The organism is Leptolyngbya sp. PL-A3, from assembly GCF_039962325.1.
Lineage (GTDB): Bacteria > Cyanobacteriota > Cyanobacteriia > Elainellales > Elainellaceae > Vacuolonema.
On the sequence record NZ_JAMPLB010000001.1, the window covers coordinates 373,834 to 391,272 of the forward strand.

A 17,439-nucleotide genomic window follows, 5' to 3' on the forward strand; every position below is an offset into this window, starting at 1 on the left:
CGCAGCACTCGAAAACGCTCATTTTGGCGTGCGCTTTGCGCACACCAAAATGGGCACTTCAGCTTATCCCGAACTGAGGTTTCATAGGGCAGGTTGTTCTATGAATCTACGCCTTCTACCGAGTGCTTTGCTTACCTAACAGGGCGCTGTTTGAAAGGGGTAACCCAATCAGCGTCCTTTCGCATCTTGTAGTGCACCCATGGTCATGGCGGCGATCGCCTGATCGGTTGCTTTTGGCAAATGGTAGTATTTGCCACCTGCGTTCTTTGCCAATTCTTTCGCGAAGCCTGTGGACACAAATTTGCTTTCGGTATCGATTACCAGCAGTTGAATATCCTGGGCGCGGATTTTGGCAGCGATGTCTAGCAGTTCGGCTTTGATGTCGGGCTTTTTGTCGTCGAGGACGGGTTCACCCAGCGATCGCGACAATGGCACATTCCCTCGACCATCGGTGATTGCGACGACGACGACTTGTCCCACGTCTCCAGATTGGCGAGCATTCACTCCCACTCGTACGGCCTGGGTCAAACCGTGAGCTAGAGGCGAACCGCCTCCGCAGGGCATCCGTTCTAATCGCCGTCGAGCGGCGGCAATGGAGCGAGTGGGCGGCAAGAGGACCTCAGCCTGCTCACCCCGGAAGGGAATGAGGGCGACCTGGTCACGATTCTGGTACGCCTCTGTGAGAAGGCGCAACACTGCCCCTTTTGCAGATTGCATCCGGTTCAACGCCATAGAGCCAGAAGCATCCACCACGAAGACAATCAGGGAACCTGCTTTACGAGCCAGTCGCTTAGCGCGAATATCGGGTTCTTCGATGAAAACGCGCTTGGCAGGGGCGTTGTTGGCAGCATTGCTCTGCTCATAACGGAGACGGCGCGATCGCTGGTAGGGCGCTGCCGATCGCATTGTCGCGTCCACTGCAATTCGGCGTACTTGACCACGCGGCAAAATTGGTTTGATGTAGCGGCCCCGGTCTTCTGAGAAGATGAGCCCTTGAGAACCCGTCTTACCTCGTTTTTGCGCCATCTGAGCAAAGTACAGCACCGATGGGTCAAGGATTACCCCTTCTGGGTCAAAAACAAACTCTTCCGGCAGGTTAGGTGGCTCTTGCGGGGTATCGTCTTCTTCGTTCTCGTCCTCCTCTTCCTGCTCATCCTCGTCGGAGTCTTCAGGTTGTTGATCTTGAGGCGGCGGCGGCGGTGGTGGCGGTTGTTGCTGATTTTGTTCGTCGGGCGGCGGTTGGATGACGGTGGCGCGAGGCACAATCACAAGTTCTACTGCACAACGCAGGTCATCTGCATTGACTTCAGTACGACCTTCCAGTGCCGCGTGAGCCTTAGCAACGCGTACCGCAAAAATTTCCGCCCGATGTCCCTGAACTTCGCCGCGCACGGCTTCCTGCACCAAATACTCGATCTGTGCGGGAGAAATGGTAACGTCTTTCAGCCATTCTCGTGCCAGGATGATTTGAGTTTTGAGGTTGTCTAGTTCTTCCGCGTAAAGCTCCAGAAATGCCTTGGGCGACTCAGCGTATCCCGTTGCCCGTTCTACGGCAGTAACCCGCTGGTCAAGTCCTAAGACGGCGTCGGCAGAGAGGGCGATCGCAATTCGATCGAGCAGGTGCGATCGCAAATCTCCTTCTTCGGGGTTGAAGGTGGCGATCAGCAGAGGCCGGCAGGGGTGCTGAAAGCTAATGCCTTCCCGTTCAATACGGTTGCGGCCATCGGTCAGATTCGTCAACAGTAAGTTGGCAATCTGATCGTCTAAAAGATTGATTTCGTCTACATACAGCACTCCCCGGTGAGCTTCCGCCAGCAGACCCGGTTGGAAGACGGTCTCTCCTTTTTTGATGGATTGCGCCACATCCACCGAACCCAACAGACGATCTTCTGTTACCCCGAGAGGAATCTGAATGAAGGGAGCTGGGATGACCTCCGTTGGCACCGGTAAACCATCGGGTGAATCTAGATCAACCTCAGCAAAACGGGCTGTTGTCTCGTCGTCCCAATCTCCGGGACGCTGCGGGTCGCAGTTGCAGCATGACCCCTGGACCACCTCAATGGGCGGCAGCAGAGCATGAAGCGCACGGGCCATGACGGATTTGGCGGTTCCCCGCCGCCCTGCAATGACGACGCCACCTAAGGCTGGATCGATAGCCGCCAGCAAAAGAGCCAGCTTAATGGCATCCTGGCCGATGACGGCGGTTAATGGAAAGCTGAGGGGTGTTACGGAGGCGATCGCAGACATCGTTCAAATTCAGGGGTTTCCAGTCTCTCAGGATAACAGGTTGACGGCGGCTTCCGATAGCTCAACCACACATTCACAGCAATTCTCATTTTGGAATCCAATCCGAAAATAGCCCGCCGAAGGCGGGCTATTTTCGGGCTTCAAAGCATTAGCGACGAATGGTATAGGCATTCGTCGCTAATGCTTGTTTCGGATTAGGATGCTTCTTCTAAAAGGGATTGAGCGATCGCCTGTAACGGTAACCCTGGCGGAAACTTGCCCTCCTCCTTGATGCGCTGAATCATGGCATCGGGTACAGGAAGCTTGAGTTGCTCAGCCAAGGCTCGTACGACATCCCCCCGATCAATAACTCCAGCAACCGCTCCGGCGGGAGTTAACACCGTGATACGGGAAAGCTGCAAGCGCTCCAACTTATCGATGGCTTCGGTCAGAGGCGTCATTTCTGATACGGAAGGCACTTCAGGCAGGGGATGGGCGATTTGGTGGAGGATTTTAGTACGCCACTCGCTCCGCTCAATCTGCTGCAGGTCATCCGGATATACCTGACCCCGGTAACGTCCGTCAGAAGCGGCGAAGAAGGCAGGATATTGACCTTCTTCCTTGAGCAGATAGTCATCTGTGAAACGTTGTAGCGATAAATCCGCATCGACCACACGAAAGTCACGGGTCATCGCATTACTGGCATTCAGACCCGCAACTGCTTCTTGCAAATCTGCAACTCGGGTGTAGTTGGTGGCATTACTCACCACAAACCAACCAATCAAACCAATCCACAGCCCGCCAAAAGATCCCTGGAAGTAGAGCAGCAGGCCAAAGGCGATCGCAGCCCAACCCAACGCTTTGCCCGTATTCGCGGCCCAGCGCAATCCCTTTAAGCGGCTGCCGGTTACTTTCCAGACCAAGGCTTTGAGCACCTGCCCACCATCCAGGGGCAGGCCAGGAATCATGTTGAAAATGGCCAGTACGATGTTGATCTGGGCTAATTCTCGAACGATGGTGCCGGTTGGTATGCCCAGAGGAATGAGTCGATCAAGGGTGGCCAGGAGAATAAATAAACCCAGGCTGACGGCTGGCCCAGCGATCGCTACCTGAAACGCCTGTCCTGGTGTTTTCGATTCCCGATCGATTGCGGCAACACCACCAAATAGAAACAGGGTGATGGAATTGACTTTAATGCCCTGGGAAAGCGCTGCCAAGCTATGCCCTAATTCATGTAGTAATACCGAGCCGAACAAGGACAGAGACAAGGCTAAACCAGCAACCCAGGCGGTCGTTGTGGATAAGTTTTCAGCGGAGAAACGGGTCGCGTTTGAAAAGGTAAACAGAGCCAGAATGATAAACCAGGAAGAATCAATCAGCAACGGGATGCCAAAGATAGAGCCAACCTGCCAGCCTGGTTTCATAGAGAGTGCTCAAACTTTGTATGGCTAAGGGAGAATTCCTCGCAGTCAGCAGCAGGGATATAGACAAGCTCTGCGACGCCTACACAGCGGGATATTCAACGATTCTACTGTGTTTTCACGGAAACCGCCTGCCTCAAACGAAGGGGAGGAATACAATATTCCTCCCCCCCGAGTAATCTATTGCCAAGTTCGTCGTGGGATTTTATCCCAGAGAACGATTAAAGTACGCCAGCGTTCGACAGGCCCAGAATCAAGCCGGTGCCAATGATATGCCCAAAGCTCATGGTTGCCAGCAATTCAGGAACGCCAAACCCCGTAAACATCGCGGGCATGTCAGCGGGCAGCTTAGGCCCAACTCCACGCTTTTGAATGGCGTAGTAGCCAATGGCGATCGCGAACAGGTTTGCTCCGATCATCACAAGAGCCGTATTGAACGACCAGGGGCTAGTGGTGGCCATTGCGCCTAATAATGCGGTCATGTTAAACAACTTTATCCTCCTAAATTCCGAACCAGACACAGCAGAAACCTGTTGTTGCGCCCTGTAAATGAGCCAGGAATCCTGATTTTTCAGGATGCAAGAGGGGATGCTTGTAATCAAGGGTTTGTTTGAAGAGTTAACACGAAACACCCAGATTGAAATAAAACGTAATATTCGATTAACAAGACTTTGAATATTTCTTCCCTAAGAGTGTTGGTTTTATGCGTAGATTTTGATGAAAGGTTATTCTTCGTGCAACAAAACTGAATGCGTACAGAATGAATGTCTTAACGCTGAATGTGCTGGGTTCACTCGCTCACCCAACATCAAGGCACCATAACTGGCCCTTGCATCAGCCCCGACCCTATAGAGTAATGTTGTGTAATGATTCAAATTAAGATTTGTGGTATTACACAACCCGAACAAGGGCAGGCGATCGCCCAGCAGGGCGCAACAGCGCTTGGCTTTATTTGCGCACGTCAGTCCCCCCGTTATGTGGCTCCTGCGCAAATTAAAGCCGTCGCGGTTACTCTCCCCGAATCGTTAGAACGGGTTGGAGTCTTCGTAAATGCCAGTATTCCGGAAATTCTTTCGGTGGTTGAAGTAGCTGCTCTCACGGCGGTACAACTGCATGGTGAAGAATCTCCCGAGTTTTGTGAGCAGCTTCGAAAACAAATACCCTCGCTAAAGGTCATGAAAGCCTTTCGAGTCCGGCAACCGGAGGTTCTTAACCAGGTTGAAACTTATACCTGCGTTGTGGATAGTGTGCTGCTGGATGCCTATCACCCAACCCAGCATGGCGGAACAGGGCGATCGATCGACTGGTCCACCCTCCAGGGGTTTCGTCCGCTAGTGCCCTGGTATCTCGCCGGTGGGCTTACTCCCGATAACGTGGTGGAGGCGATCGCCGTGGCGCGTCCTGATGGCGTTGATCTCTCCAGTGGTGTCGAATACTCCCCAGGCCAGAAGGATCTCGAAAAAGTGAATCAACTGTTTACCCGCTTGCGGTGTGAGGGGTTGATTTCATAAAAAATGTGCACAGTGCTTTGCACTGTGCACATTTTTTATGAAGATTGAAACAAGCTGTTTAGAAGAAAGCAGGCTGATGGCGGATCAGGCTGAGGAACTCTTCGCGAGTGCGCTGATCTTCCTGGAAGGCTCCGATCATGGCACTGGTAACGGTCCAGGAACCTGGCTTTTGAACTCCACGCATGACCATGCACATGTGAGTAGCTTCTAGCACGACAGCAACACCCTGGGGTTCCAGAATGGTTTGAATGGCTTCCGCAATCTGGCGGGTTAGGCGCTCTTGCACTTGAAGACGACGGGAATACATCTCAACGATGCGAGCAAGCTTGCTCAGACCCACAACCTTCTGATTGGGGATGTAAGCCACGTGGGCACGCCCCATAAACGGCAGCATGTGGTGCTCGCACTGGCTGAAGAAGTTAATATCGCGCACCAACACCATCTCGTTGTGCCCTTCGTCGAAGATGGCACCATTCACCAATTCTTCTAGAGATTGGTTATAGCCACTGGTGAGGAAACGCATTGCTTCCGCGACCCGTTTGGGAGTTTTTAGCAAGCCTTCCCGCTCAGGGTCTTCACCCACAGCCAGCAGCATTGTCCGAACCGCATCCATCATTTCTTCCATACCCACTTCTGGCTTAGGCGCGGTAGTGTCGTGCTCGGTATGCTCCCGGTCAGGACGCACATCTAAGTTAACGGTGGGTGAGGATTTGGTTTTCCCTTCAGCCGATGAGGGGGAGAGTTTGCCATTCGAACCACTAGAAGCAATAGTCATAGTAAGCCTTCGATAAATTGCAAAGGAGATAGACACAACCCCTTAAAGGGCACCCGCGCTGGGCATCACCGTTAACTCTTCAATCACCGCTTGGGGCGGCAGCAGAGCGGTATGCACAATCGAGCTAGCCACAATCTCGGGAGTCAACATTTTCGAGCGGTCAAAATCAGCGTGGACGGTGTCGGTATCCCAGATGGGAGTGTTCACCGCACCGGGGCAAACTGTTACCACACGAATGCCGTTGGAGCGCTCTTCAGCAGCCAGGGTTTTGGAGAGAGAAATTAACCCAGCCTTGCTAACGTTGTACGCTCCCCAACCAGGGAACGCTTGATATCCTGCAACCGAGGACACATTGATGATGGTGCCCCGTTTGCGATCGCGCATCCCAGGCACAATGGCCTGAATGCACTGCAACACACTCGTGACATTCAGGTTCATCACCGCTTGCCAGTCTTCCAGAGGAGTATCTAGCAAATTTCCGGTATAACCGAGCCCTGCGTTGTTGACCAGGATATCGATGGGAAATTGATCGGCGATCGCCGCCATCTGGGGTTTTACTTGCTCCAATTGAGCCAGATCAATGGCTGCAATAGAAGCCTCTACTCCAGTGGCACGAACAGCCCCAGCGGTTTGTTCTAAGCGATCTTTAGAACGACCTACCAGGACTACGGGAACTCCGGCTTGACCAAAGGCGATCGCCGTTGCTTGACCAATGCCGCTACTAGCTCCAGTAATTAAGGCATAACCGTGGGAGAAAGCAGTCATGAATGCTCTTTAAACCTCAGAATGCACACGGACAGCAGACATTACGAACACGGAAGAGATTGTGGATGCAAGTTCCATCACATAGTTCTGGGATAGCTCTACATTGATGAAGAGCTAGAAGAACTATTCAATTCAACAGGTATGAATATTTTGGCGATGTACTTTGTAACATGCCCATATTCAAATCACTATCATCAACAGATATTGCTGCGGATAGTGCCGTCATCATTGAAAAACAATATTCAAGAACGGTGAATCAATCACTTCACGGTCAATGTGGCGGGGAGACGAGGGCAAACAAAACCGTTCTCATGTGACCGAGCTCAATAGACAAACGGAAATACTTAAATCTCGAAAAGATAAACTCCAAAAAAATATCCTGAGAGCTGTTTTAAGAATTGTTAACCAAATTATATCACTATTTGCCAATGCCCCAGCCAGGATAGTTCACTTCGGCACATTTTGATGCCATTCAAATCACACTGTACTTTCCAGGAAGACACCAATCTTACGGAATTTTTGGTAGCGTAGTTCCCGCCGTTCGTTGGGGGTCAAGGCGTCCAGCTCAGCCAGACTGCTTAAGATACTTTGCTTAAGGGTCGCGGTGGCAGCGAGAGGATCAGAATGAGCACCCCCCACGGGTTCAGGCAGGATCTGGTCAATCACTCCTAAGCTTCGTAAATCCGTCGCAGTGATGCGCAGTGCTTCAGCCGCTTGAGGTGCCTTGGCTGCATCTCTCCAAAGGATGGCGCTACAAGCTTCGGGGCTGGCCACGTAATAAACTGAGTGCTCGAACATATTCAGGCGATCGCCCACCCCAATGGCCAGTGCTCCGCCAGAACCCCCTTCCCCAATGACCGTGCAGATAATCGGCACCTCCAACCGGAACATTTCTCGCAGGTTGTAGGCGATCGCTTCCCCCTGTCCTAAACGCTCCGCTTCAGCCCCAGGATTGGCCCCTGGTGTGTCAATAAAGGTAATAATTGGCATGTTGAAGCGGTTGGCATGCTCCATCATGCGCATTGCCTTACGGTAGCCCCCGGGAGAAGCCATGCCAAAGTTGCGGGCCACGTTATCCTTCGTGTCCCGGCCTTTCTGGTGACCCAGCATCACCACTGGGCGACCATCCAGGCGGGCAATGCCCCCTACGAGGGCTTTATCATCGGTACCCGTAGAGCGATCGCCGTGCAGCTCAATCCACTCATCCGTCATGGTTTGGATGTAGTCAAGGGTGCTGGGGCGGCGGGGATGACGAGCGACCTGGAGCCGCTGGGCCGGAGTCAAACTATGAAAAATTTCCTGCCGTAGTTGAACGGCGCGGTCTTCAAGCTGCCGAATCTGGTCGGACACATCGACATCGTTATCCTCTGCCAGCTCGCGGATTTGGAAAATGCGAGCCTCCAGTTCAGCGAGGGGCTTCTCAAAATCCAGCAGTAAGGTGCGACGTTCGGCGGTGCTCATAGACCCGGGGGTAGAAACGACATCCTGGCTAGAACCAGGTTTAGAAATCATAAAGTTTCGTAAAAGATTCTAGCAATCGCTGACCCCCTGTAGCGCATTAAAACCTGAGGGATTTCCCCTGAGGAAGGGGCGGATATCCCTAATCTGTTTGATTCGCATCCCAGCGAATGAAGGGAGAGCAAGCGTGAAATTAACTAAAACCTCCCAAACACCATATCACTGGCGCGTCTCCCGCTCATACTTCATCTATCTTTTTTCAGCAATTCTCAGTATGGGCATCAAAGCCAAGAGTTCACGCCCTACGGGCGTGAACTCTTGGCTTTGATCCCGAAAACCGCGCGCCTTTAGCGCGGTTTTCGGGCCTGATTTCAAAATGAGAATTGCTGATCTTTTTTAGGGTGCGGTTGGGGGAGAACGACATTGTAGTTCCCCTTCAACCGGCTCTATGGATTACTTAAAAGTTGTTCTTCGTGCATGAAGTGCACGAAGAACAACTTTTAAGCAGCTCCTAGAAGATGAGGCTCCATGAGGCACATTAGTCTAATGACTGCCCATCACGGCGACCCAACTCGTAAACGCCTGCTCCGATACAGGAGAGAATGCCCATACTCACGGCCCAACTGCGGCCTAAACCCAACTCAACGCCATAATTCACGACCCCGCCCACAATAAGAAAAGGAACAATACTGAAGATAGAGGCGTAGAAGGCATTCTGAGATTCTCGTGCGAGCCGAGTACGCTCGAACTCCTCCTCGGAGGTGTAGAGCGATCGCTCCGCAAAGTTGAACCAGCGCTGCAGCTGTTCCATGACCCAATCACTCACGGGGGAGAACGCCAGGTACAGAGCTAATGACCATAACCCAAGTCCAGCCAGCGTTACCTTGTCAACCGATAGGTCAAAGGGGAGAAACTCGCGGAACATAGGGATGCGATCGCTTGGTAAACAACTTTTATTGATTGTAATAGTTCTTTATGCCACCACTAGAAGTCAACCTCTGTATGGTGATATGGGTACTTCGCACTCCACACCATTAGACAGGGGCAAACTTAAATCCGCCGAGTACTAATAGCCCACCATAAGAATTTTGACGGGTCACCAATTTTGCCAAGGGAAATGTGGCGGGCTTCGTTCGCTACATTTCCCTTGGCAAAATTGGTGTGATGAAGCACGAGCTGCTAAAGGGCATCAGCAATTAGTGATGTTTTTTATGAAAGTCTGTAATCGGGAAGTGCCAAGCGGTAGTGCTTTAGGGGGACCGTAGCTCTATCGGTTGGGCTCGACTGGTTCATCCGTTGGCAGGACGGCGGTCCCCTTGAGGGTGTGCCACATTAATAGTGGAGTTGACACCTCCACCTCCTGCTGAATTCTTCGGAGGTTCCTATGAGAACTCAAATCTTGGCGGTTGCCCTTCTCTCTACAGGGCTGTTAATGACTGCTCAATCTGCTCGCGCCGAAGACCCCGCGGACTTGCAACAGTTATTGGAGACAGGGGCCTGTGCATCTTGCGACCTCAGTGGTGCTAATTTAAGTGGTACTCATTTGATTGGGGCCGATTTGCGGAATGCCAACCTACGGGGTGCAGATCTGTCGGATGCGAATTTAGAAGGAGCCGATCTTACGGGGGCAAACCTGCAAGGGGCTACGATGACAGGGACATTCGCCAGCAATGCGGTCTTCAATCGAGCAAACTTGGCTAATGTCGATATGACCGATGCGGTCGCTTATAACGCTCAGACCGAAGGTACTATCCTGACTAACGTCAATCTGGCCGGAGCCGAGGTTGGTGGTAGTGGTATCAGCATCGGTAGCGACTGATCGGCATTGATTTCATCACTTTAATAAGAGAAAACGCGGTGCAAAGCGCCGCGTTTTCTCTTATTAGGCTGTCTTTTAGAAGTGCCTTTAAGCTCTGCTTGTAGGAGTAGACAGGGCTTCAAGGCACTTTTAAGACAGAACCTAGAGCTGTGCAGGAGCAATGAAGCGATCGCAAAAACAACCCCAAGAAAAACACATTAATATCTATAAGATCTTAATACACTAAAAACCATATATTGGACATCCTTCAGAAGCTCGTCTACTGTGATTAGCATGGGTTATACCCGATCGCACCTATCGATTGGCTGAGACCCCATCCGAATCCTTGAGACACTGGCACCACGGTTATGAGCAAAGGTACATTATTCGATAAAGTTTGGGATTTGCATACCGTTGGCACCCTTTCCTCCGGGCAGACGCAACTCTTCATTGGTCTGCACCTGATCCACGAAGTCACCAGCCCGCAAGCGTTTGCCATGCTGCGGGAGCGGGGGCTGAAGGTGATGTTTCCGGAGCGTACCGTTGCCACCGTTGACCACATTGTTCCAACTGAAAATCAGGCCCGCCCTTTTGTAGACAGTCTGGCAGAAGAAATGATGCTGGAACTGGAGCGTAATGCAAAAGATAATGGCATCCGCTTCTACAACATTGGCTCGGGAAATCAGGGTATTGTTCACGTCATTGCACCGGAGCAGGGGTTGACCCAGCCAGGCATGACCATTGCCTGTGGAGATAGCCATACGTCTACTCATGGCGCGTTTGGGGCGATCGCCTTCGGTATCGGTACCAGTCAGGTCCGCGACGTATTGGCGTCCCAAACTCTAGCTCTGGCGAAGCTGAAAGTTCGTAAGGTAGAAGTGAACGGGACGCTGCGTCCTGGTGTTTATGCGAAGGATGTTGTGCTGCATATCATCCGTACGCTGGGTGTAAAAGGTGGCGTGGGTTATGCCTACGAGTTTGCTGGCACCACCTTTGAGTCGATGACCATGGAAGAGCGGATGACCGTGTGCAACATGGCGATCGAAGGCGGCGCTCGTTGCGGCTACGTCAACCCCGACGACACGACTTTTGAATACCTGAAAGGCCGTGACTTTGCACCTAAGGGCGCTGATTGGGATCAGGCTGTCGAATGGTGGCGCAGTATCGCTAGCGATGCCAATGCTGAATATGACGATGTTGTCGTCTTTGATGCCGCTGAGATTGAACCGACTGTCACCTGGGGCATCACCCCCGGCCAGGGTATTGGCGTGAGCGAAACCATTCCCGCTGCTGCTTCGTTGCCCGAAGAGGATCGGTTTGTTGCCGAGGAAGCCTATCAGTACATGGATCTGGCACCGGGTGTCGCGATTAAAGGTACGAAAGTGGATGTCTGCTTCATTGGCAGTTGCACCAATGGCCGCATCAGCGATCTGAGGGAAGCCGCTAAGGTTGCCAAAGGCCGAACCGTAGCTGAAGGGATCAAAGCCTTTGTCGTACCTGGCTCTGAGCGTGTGAAGAAGGAAGCCGAAGCGGAAGGTTTAGACAAAATTTTTGAAGCGGCCGGTTTTGAATGGCGAGAAGCTGGTTGTTCGATGTGTCTGGCTATGAATCCTGACAAGCTGGTTGGGCGGCAAATCAGTGCGTCGTCCTCAAACCGCAACTTTAAGGGGCGGCAGGGTTCTTCCTCGGGGCGGACATTGTTGATGAGCCCGGCGATGGTGGCAGCAGCGGCGATCGCAGGTCAAGTCACAGATGTCCGTGAACTGCTGTAGCCTGAGCCCGCTCCATGCCTAAAACGGTTCTGATTACAGGAGCTTCCTCGGGAATTGGATTAGCGACAGCTAAGTTGTTTCAGCAAAACGGCTGGAATGTGGCGGCGACCATGCGATCGCCTGACAAAGCCACCAACTTAGCTGTCCTGGAGCGGGTGGTCTGCCTGCCCCTGGACGTCACCCAACCGGAGTCTGTGGAAGGGGCGATCGCCACTGCCCTGGAGAAATTTCAGCACATTGATGTGCTCATCAATAATGCTGGATACGGTCTATTGGGGCCATTTGAGGCCACATCTCCAGAACAAATTCAACGGCAATTCGACACGAATGTATTTGGGTTGATGAATGTGACACGGGCGGTATTACCCCACTGGCGCGATCGCCAGTCAGGTCTACTGATCAATGTCTCGTCTATTGGTGGTCGTCTTGCCTTTCCGCTCTATAGCCTTTACCACGGCACCAAGTGGGCTGTAGAAGGCTTCTCGGAAGCGTTGCAGTACGAGTTGGCACCGTTCAACATACGCGTCAAGCTAATTGAGCCTGGACCAATCAAAACGGATTTTTACGATCGCTCAGCAGACATCGCTCATCAGCCGGGGCTATCCGCCTATGACCAATTTGTCGAACGGGTCATGCCCAACCTGCGTCGTTCAGGGGAGCAGGGATCACTGCCAGAGGTTACGGCTCGGGTAATTTATCGGGCTGCAACGGATGGGAGCGATCGCCTCCGCTATCCTGCTGGGGGTAATGCGGGGGCTCTCCTACTGACACGCTTGTTGCCGGATAGTTTACGTCGGTGGCTTGTGCGTCAAATTATGACGAGGTAGGGGCAGGATTTGATCGGGTGAGGGGCGATCGCGATTGCGCTTCCTGCGCTCTTTATCTGCTGATTCCCCTTCCTGGTCAGCTTGCTGGGTGTATTGCCCTGCTTGCTGCTGTCTCGACTCGACTATCTCAAAGCACTCCGTAAAAATCCCGACTTCATCAAAAAAACTAAACTTTTCCTCCTTCCAAGTAAGACCATGAGTGCGTCTAGTGAAGCATCTGTACCGACGGTCAAAGGTAAAGAACCTTGGCTTGCGGTTCTTTTGTCCCATGCTCTACCAGGGATTGGACAGTTCTATGCTGGAGCCAGGGTACGGGGTCTTGTGTTTTTACTGGCCTATATACTTTCGATAGGAATTTTCCTCTGGGCTTTAATCAGTGATGCTGGCAATGGTTTGACGATTTTAGTTGGGATAGGGGCCGCCCTTCTTCTATGGTTCGTTAACCTGTTTGACGCCCACGCCAGCGCAAAACGGGCCAATGCAACTGCATTCGAACAACAACGAAAAGGTGTTAAAGATCCCTGGCTAGGAGTCTTTCTATCGAACCTGATTCCTGGCTTAGGACACCTTTATTTCCGCAAGATTCTAATTGGGTTGGGATTATTTATTCTGTCGATCATCATTATTGCTATCTCTGAATTGGTCAATCCAGTCCTGACTCCTTTATGGTTTGCGGTCATTGCATACATTACTTATACGGCTGCTCCTGCTCGTCGAGAACGTTCTAAAAAAACAATTGCGTTGATTTGTTTGTTTGTAGTTTTGACAGGTCTATTACCTTTTGCCTCGGCCTCTAAACTTCAAAGAAATATTGCAGAAGCACGTTATATCCCATCGGAAGCGATGCTTCCAACGTTGGCTGTTAACGATCGCCTAGTTGTTGAAAAAGTTACCTATCAAACTCAATCTCCACAACGCGGTGATGTTGTCGTTTTCTCACCGCCAGAAGGGCTCAAGCAAGCCAATCCTGCTGTAACGGATGACCTCATTAAACGGATTGTTGGCTTGCCCCGTGAGCAGGTTCAAGTGAAAGACCAAAAAGTCTATATCAATGGCCAGCCCCTTGAAGAGAATTATATTCCTGCTGACTATGCACCAACCTATGAATGGGGGCCAGAAGTTGTTCCAGAAAATTCTTATTTTGTTTTAGGTGACAATCGCAATAACAGCTACGATAGTCACTTTTGGGGATATGTTCCGCGCGAGAACATTATAGGTCGAGCCAGCAAAATTTTCTGGCCTTTACATCGATCACGGAGCCTAAAATCCAGTTTGGAATAATGCCAAATTCGGGCTGGATATTCAGAGATTTCATCTTATTTTGTTGAATTGGAGAATTGAACGATGAGCCAAGTTGTTACCGTATCTGGTCGTGCCATTCCTTTAGTTGGAGACGATATCGACACCGATCGCATCATTCCTGCTCGCTTTCTCAAATGCGTGACGTTTGACGGCCTGGGTGAGCATGCTTTTGAAGACGATCGCGCCCAGCTTCAGGGCGAACACCCCTTCGATCAACCCCAATATCAGGGAGCCGAACTTCTGGTTGTGAATCGTAACTTCGGCTGTGGTTCGTCCCGGGAGCACGCTCCTCAAGCGATCGCCAAATGGGGCATCAAAGCCCTAATCGGCGAAAGTTTCGCTGAAATTTTCTTTGGCAACTGCGTAGCGATGGGAATTCCCTGCGTTACTGCCAATGCTGAAGGGGTGAAAGCATTACAGGGGGCGATCGCTGCCAATCCCCAAGCACCCGTCACTTTAAACCTGGACACTATGCAAGCCACCTGTGGCGACCTCACCGTCGCAGTAGAAATGGGTGCTGGCCCCCGGCAAATGTTCCTATCTGGAAGCTGGGATGCTACCGGCCAACTGATAGCCCAGGGCGAACAAATTAAGGCCACCGCAGCACACCTACCCTACATGACCTGGAAGGCAACTGCCTAATTTCGTTATTTTGTTCCTGTTCAGATAAAGCACCCCTTCCCAAGGGGACACCAAAATACTCCTGTAATCAAAAATAAAGAGAGCGTGCGGTGAAGATACCGCATGCTCTCTTTGTCTAGAAGCTAGATCTAACCGAGTGCAACTACATCACCCAGACCTGATCCAAACCCCACCGATGCGAAGCGGCCTAACACCTCCCCTGCAAAGCCTCCTTGTCTGGGGGGTCTGGGGGAGGGACAACCCGTCCCCCAGTCGGGAGGTTTGGAGGGCGACGCGCCTCCAAGCCACACTCTTGCAACCAAACCACCCTTCCCAAAAAGCGATAGAGACTTCGTAATATTTCCGTAGCGATCGCCCCTAACACCCATTGAACTGAAAAATATCTACAGTCCCATCCCCTTCATTGGCCGTTAACACCAGACCGCGAGACGGAATAAACAGCACCCCCTCTGGCGACTGACCCGTAGGCATAAAACCAATCAGCTGGGGAGTCCGAATATTGCTCAGGTCGTAAGCTACCAAAAAGCTCCCTCGCTCAGCTCCTATAAACGCTACAGGGCAATCGCTGTGGTTACCAACAGCCACACCTTCCATTTCAACCCCCCGGTTTTTAGAACGCTTGTCGGGATAGCGGCCCTTCTGTGCAGCCAGCAGTTCAACATCTTCGCTGTCGTAAATTACATTTCCTTGTAAGTCAAAAATGCTCCATCCCCGCCCTCCAGACCAGAGATCGTCTCCAAACGTGGCGTATTTAGTGTCCCCCTCATTTGCTGTAATTAAATAATTTCCATCGGCAGTGAAAGCGATCGCATCCGGCTCTCGACGACCTGCAAAAGCTTCCGTCAAACGAATCTTCCTATTCTCAGTTAGGTCGGCCAAATGATTGCTGATACCTGCGGAAAAAATGCGCACGACTTGTTCAGTATTAACGTCAATGAGGGCGATCGCATTATTTTCTTGGAGTGTTACCGCCACCATTTCCCCAGTAGGGCTAAATTTCACAAACTCAGGTTGCGGATCCTCCACATAATTTAAACCAGCAACCCCCGCCAGGTTGATCGAAACTGGCGTTACGTGGGAATGAGCCGGGTTGTCGTAGTCAATAGTGACAAAGTTAATGGCGCCAGGACGGTTACCTGGCAGATGATCGACATCTTCTTCATCCTCAATGGCAACCACAAGTTTGTAACCATCCGGTGAAATATCCACACTGTCAGGGCCAATGCCAAGCAGCGGCACTTGGGCTACAAGTTCTTGATTGCTCAAGCGGATAAAAACTAGGGTGCCAGGAGCTTGATCGGCAATTGTTTCTCCAACATTCACGTCAATCTTGTCGAGGACAGCGGCGATCGCATACTGCCCATTCGGTGTAATCGTGACTGAGGTTGGTTCTCCACGTACCTCAATAGTTCTCAAAGGTATTGGACTTTCAGGATTGGAAATATCGATAAAACCAATCTGAGAATCCCCTGCATTGGTAAACACCAGAATATTGCCATCAGGGCTGGCTGCTAGAATTTCCGCGACTGAACCCCTAATGTTGTAGCGAGTGAGTAGCTCAAAGCTGTTACCCAAGGCGGAGGCCGATCGCCCATCTACCAGCAAGAGCATTGAAAGGATTGCAAAGGCAACACAGAGTAGTCTAAGGAGAAAACGTTTCATCATGCCAACAAAGAGGCTAACGAAGCAGAACCATCCCATATTTACCTTGCCGAAGGAAGCACAAGACAATCCCTGACGCTCTTTTGCCATGGTCGAATTCTCCTGGGTGGAGGAAGTTCTCTCAATAGCCAAAAAACGCTCCCACAAAAACCCTGTGAGAGCGTCGAAGGCTTAAGTTTTAGATGGTAATGATGCGTTGTTTACGCTTTCCAGTTCTTGGCAACAACTTCGGCCAAATCCACAACACGCTGGCTATAGCCCCACTCGTTGTCATACCAAGCAACAACCTTCACCATGTCGCCACCCATGACCATGGTCAGGCTAGCATCGATGATGGAGGAAGCGTCGGTTCCACGGTAGTCGCAGGACACCAAAGGCAGCTCGCTGTACTCCAGAATGCCTTTCAGCCCATTCTGGGAAGCGCCCTTCAGAGCCTCGTTAACCTGCTCGGCAATCACAGGCTTTTCAACTTGAGCCACCAGGTCTACAACAGAAACGTTAGGAGTGGGTACCCGCAACGCAATACCGTTCAGCTTTCCAGCCATTTCGGGAATAACCAACGCAACCGCTTTGGCAGCTCCAGTGGTGGTTGGAACAATGTTGAGTGCAGCCGCACGAGCCCGGCGCAGGTCACGGTGGCTGGCATCCAGCAACCGCTGGTCACCGGTGTAGCTGTGGGTGGTGGTCATGGTGCCTTTGACGATGCCAAAGTTTTCGTGCAGCACTTTCACCACAGGAGCCAAGCAGTTGGTGGTACAGCTGGCGTTGCTGATGACGTCGTATTCTTCGTGTTTGTATTGGCCTTCGTTAACACCTACTACAAAGGTGCCAACATCAGCACCCTTACCAGGAGCGGTGATCAGAACCTTCTTAGCCCCAGCCTGGATGTGCTTTGAAGCACCTTCATGGCTGACAAATACCCCAGTTGCTTCGATGATCAGGTCAACGTCCCAAGCAGCCCAGGGCAAGTTGAGGGGGTTGCGGTCAGAGACGCACTTGATCACTTTGCCGTTGACGATCAGGGTGTCATCGGTAGCCTGAACATCTGCATCCAGTTTGCCCAACATGGAGTCATAGGTCAGCAGGTGGGCATTCGTACGAGGATCGGAGGTGTCATTGATCCCCACAAGGTCGATTCCACTGTTTTCCCGGGTCAGCCAGCACCGCAGAAAGTTACGGCCAATGCGCCCAAAACCGTTAATAGCTACTCTAATCACTGCGTCTTGCCCTCAAATCTCTCATGATTCGCCTGTAATGGAACAGATCATACACTCTTAAGG

At 51.6% G+C, this 17,439-nt stretch carries 15 protein-coding genes; 6 read left to right on the forward strand and 9 right to left on the reverse strand.

Annotation, left to right across the window (positions count from 1 at the left end):
• Window positions 1-168: 168 nt before the first annotated feature.
• The 3 genes from bchD to psaK form a co-directional block, all read right to left on the reverse strand.
• Window positions 169-2,247 carry a magnesium chelatase ATPase subunit D gene (bchD, locus tag NDI52_RS01570; RefSeq protein ID WP_190774068.1) on the reverse strand — a complete coding sequence of 693 codons (2,079 nt, stop codon included), beginning with the start codon at window positions 2,245-2,247 and terminating at the stop codon, window positions 169-171.
• A gap of 194 nt (window positions 2,248-2,441) precedes the next feature.
• Window positions 2,442-3,650, reverse strand: coding sequence for a site-2 protease family protein (locus NDI52_RS01575; protein ID WP_190789576.1), 1,209 nt, complete (start codon window positions 3,648-3,650; stop codon window positions 2,442-2,444).
• Window positions 3,651-3,868: 218 nt separating this feature from the next.
• Complete coding sequence (psaK, locus tag NDI52_RS01580) at window positions 3,869-4,129, reverse strand: photosystem I reaction center subunit PsaK (protein ID WP_190774070.1); 261 nt, start codon at window positions 4,127-4,129, stop codon at window positions 3,869-3,871.
• Window positions 4,130-4,513: 384 nt separating this feature from the next.
• Here psaK and NDI52_RS01585 point away from each other — a divergent pair, with 384 nt between their 5' ends.
• Window positions 4,514-5,158, forward strand: coding sequence for a phosphoribosylanthranilate isomerase (locus tag NDI52_RS01585; RefSeq protein WP_199308075.1), 645 nt, complete (start codon window positions 4,514-4,516; stop codon window positions 5,156-5,158).
• A gap of 58 nt (window positions 5,159-5,216) precedes the next feature.
• Here the strand turns inward: NDI52_RS01585 and folE are convergent, their stop codons facing one another.
• From folE to NDI52_RS01605, 4 genes are all read right to left on the reverse strand, one after another.
• On the reverse strand, window positions 5,217-5,933 hold the full coding sequence (folE, locus tag NDI52_RS01590; RefSeq protein WP_190774071.1) for a GTP cyclohydrolase I FolE: 717 nt from the start codon (window positions 5,931-5,933) through the stop codon (window positions 5,217-5,219).
• Window positions 5,934-5,975: 42 nt separating this feature from the next.
• Entirely contained in the window at window positions 5,976-6,698 is a 723-nt protein-coding gene (locus NDI52_RS01595) for an SDR family oxidoreductase (protein WP_190774072.1), read from the reverse strand.
• Window positions 6,699-7,175: 477 nt separating this feature from the next.
• Entirely contained in the window at window positions 7,176-8,159 is a 984-nt protein-coding gene (accA, locus tag NDI52_RS01600) for an acetyl-CoA carboxylase carboxyl transferase subunit alpha (RefSeq protein ID WP_190774112.1), read from the reverse strand.
• Between the two features lie 535 nt (window positions 8,160-8,694).
• Window positions 8,695-9,081 (reverse strand): hypothetical protein, encoded by a 387-nt coding sequence (locus NDI52_RS01605; RefSeq protein ID WP_190774073.1) that lies wholly within the window; start codon window positions 9,079-9,081, stop codon window positions 8,695-8,697.
• Window positions 9,082-9,540: 459 nt separating this feature from the next.
• Here NDI52_RS01605 and NDI52_RS01610 point away from each other — a divergent pair, with 459 nt between their 5' ends.
• The 5 genes from NDI52_RS01610 to leuD all read left to right on the forward strand — a co-directional run bounded on the left by NDI52_RS01610 (window position 9,541) and on the right by leuD (window position 14,497).
• Window positions 9,541-9,975, forward strand: a complete 435-nt coding sequence (locus NDI52_RS01610) for a pentapeptide repeat-containing protein (protein WP_190774074.1) — start codon at window positions 9,541-9,543, stop codon at window positions 9,973-9,975.
• Window positions 9,976-10,322: 347 nt separating this feature from the next.
• Window positions 10,323-11,726, forward strand: coding sequence for a 3-isopropylmalate dehydratase large subunit (leuC, locus tag NDI52_RS01615; RefSeq protein WP_190774075.1), 1,404 nt, complete (start codon window positions 10,323-10,325; stop codon window positions 11,724-11,726).
• 14 nt (window positions 11,727-11,740) lie between these two features.
• Window positions 11,741-12,553, forward strand: a complete 813-nt coding sequence (locus NDI52_RS01620) for an SDR family oxidoreductase (RefSeq protein WP_190774076.1) — start codon at window positions 11,741-11,743, stop codon at window positions 12,551-12,553.
• An 81-nt stretch (window positions 12,554-12,634) separates the two neighbouring features.
• The gene (gene lepB, locus NDI52_RS01625) at window positions 12,635-13,834 is read left to right on the forward strand and encodes a signal peptidase I (protein WP_348256312.1); all 1,200 of its coding nucleotides are present in this window, start codon (window positions 12,635-12,637) and stop codon (window positions 13,832-13,834) included.
• Between the two features lie 63 nt (window positions 13,835-13,897).
• Complete coding sequence (gene leuD / locus NDI52_RS01630) at window positions 13,898-14,497, forward strand: 3-isopropylmalate dehydratase small subunit (protein WP_190774078.1); 600 nt, start codon at window positions 13,898-13,900, stop codon at window positions 14,495-14,497.
• A 357-nt stretch (window positions 14,498-14,854) separates the two neighbouring features.
• Here leuD and NDI52_RS01635 read toward each other — a convergent pair whose 3' ends face one another.
• Both NDI52_RS01635 and NDI52_RS01640 read right to left on the reverse strand, forming a co-directional pair.
• Complete coding sequence (locus NDI52_RS01635; RefSeq protein ID WP_190774079.1) at window positions 14,855-16,249, reverse strand: hypothetical protein; 1,395 nt, start codon at window positions 16,247-16,249, stop codon at window positions 14,855-14,857.
• Window positions 16,250-16,359: 110 nt separating this feature from the next.
• The gene (locus tag NDI52_RS01640; protein ID WP_190774080.1) at window positions 16,360-17,376 is read right to left on the reverse strand and encodes a type I glyceraldehyde-3-phosphate dehydrogenase; all 1,017 of its coding nucleotides are present in this window, start codon (window positions 17,374-17,376) and stop codon (window positions 16,360-16,362) included.
• Window positions 17,377-17,439: the final 63 nt, after the last annotated feature.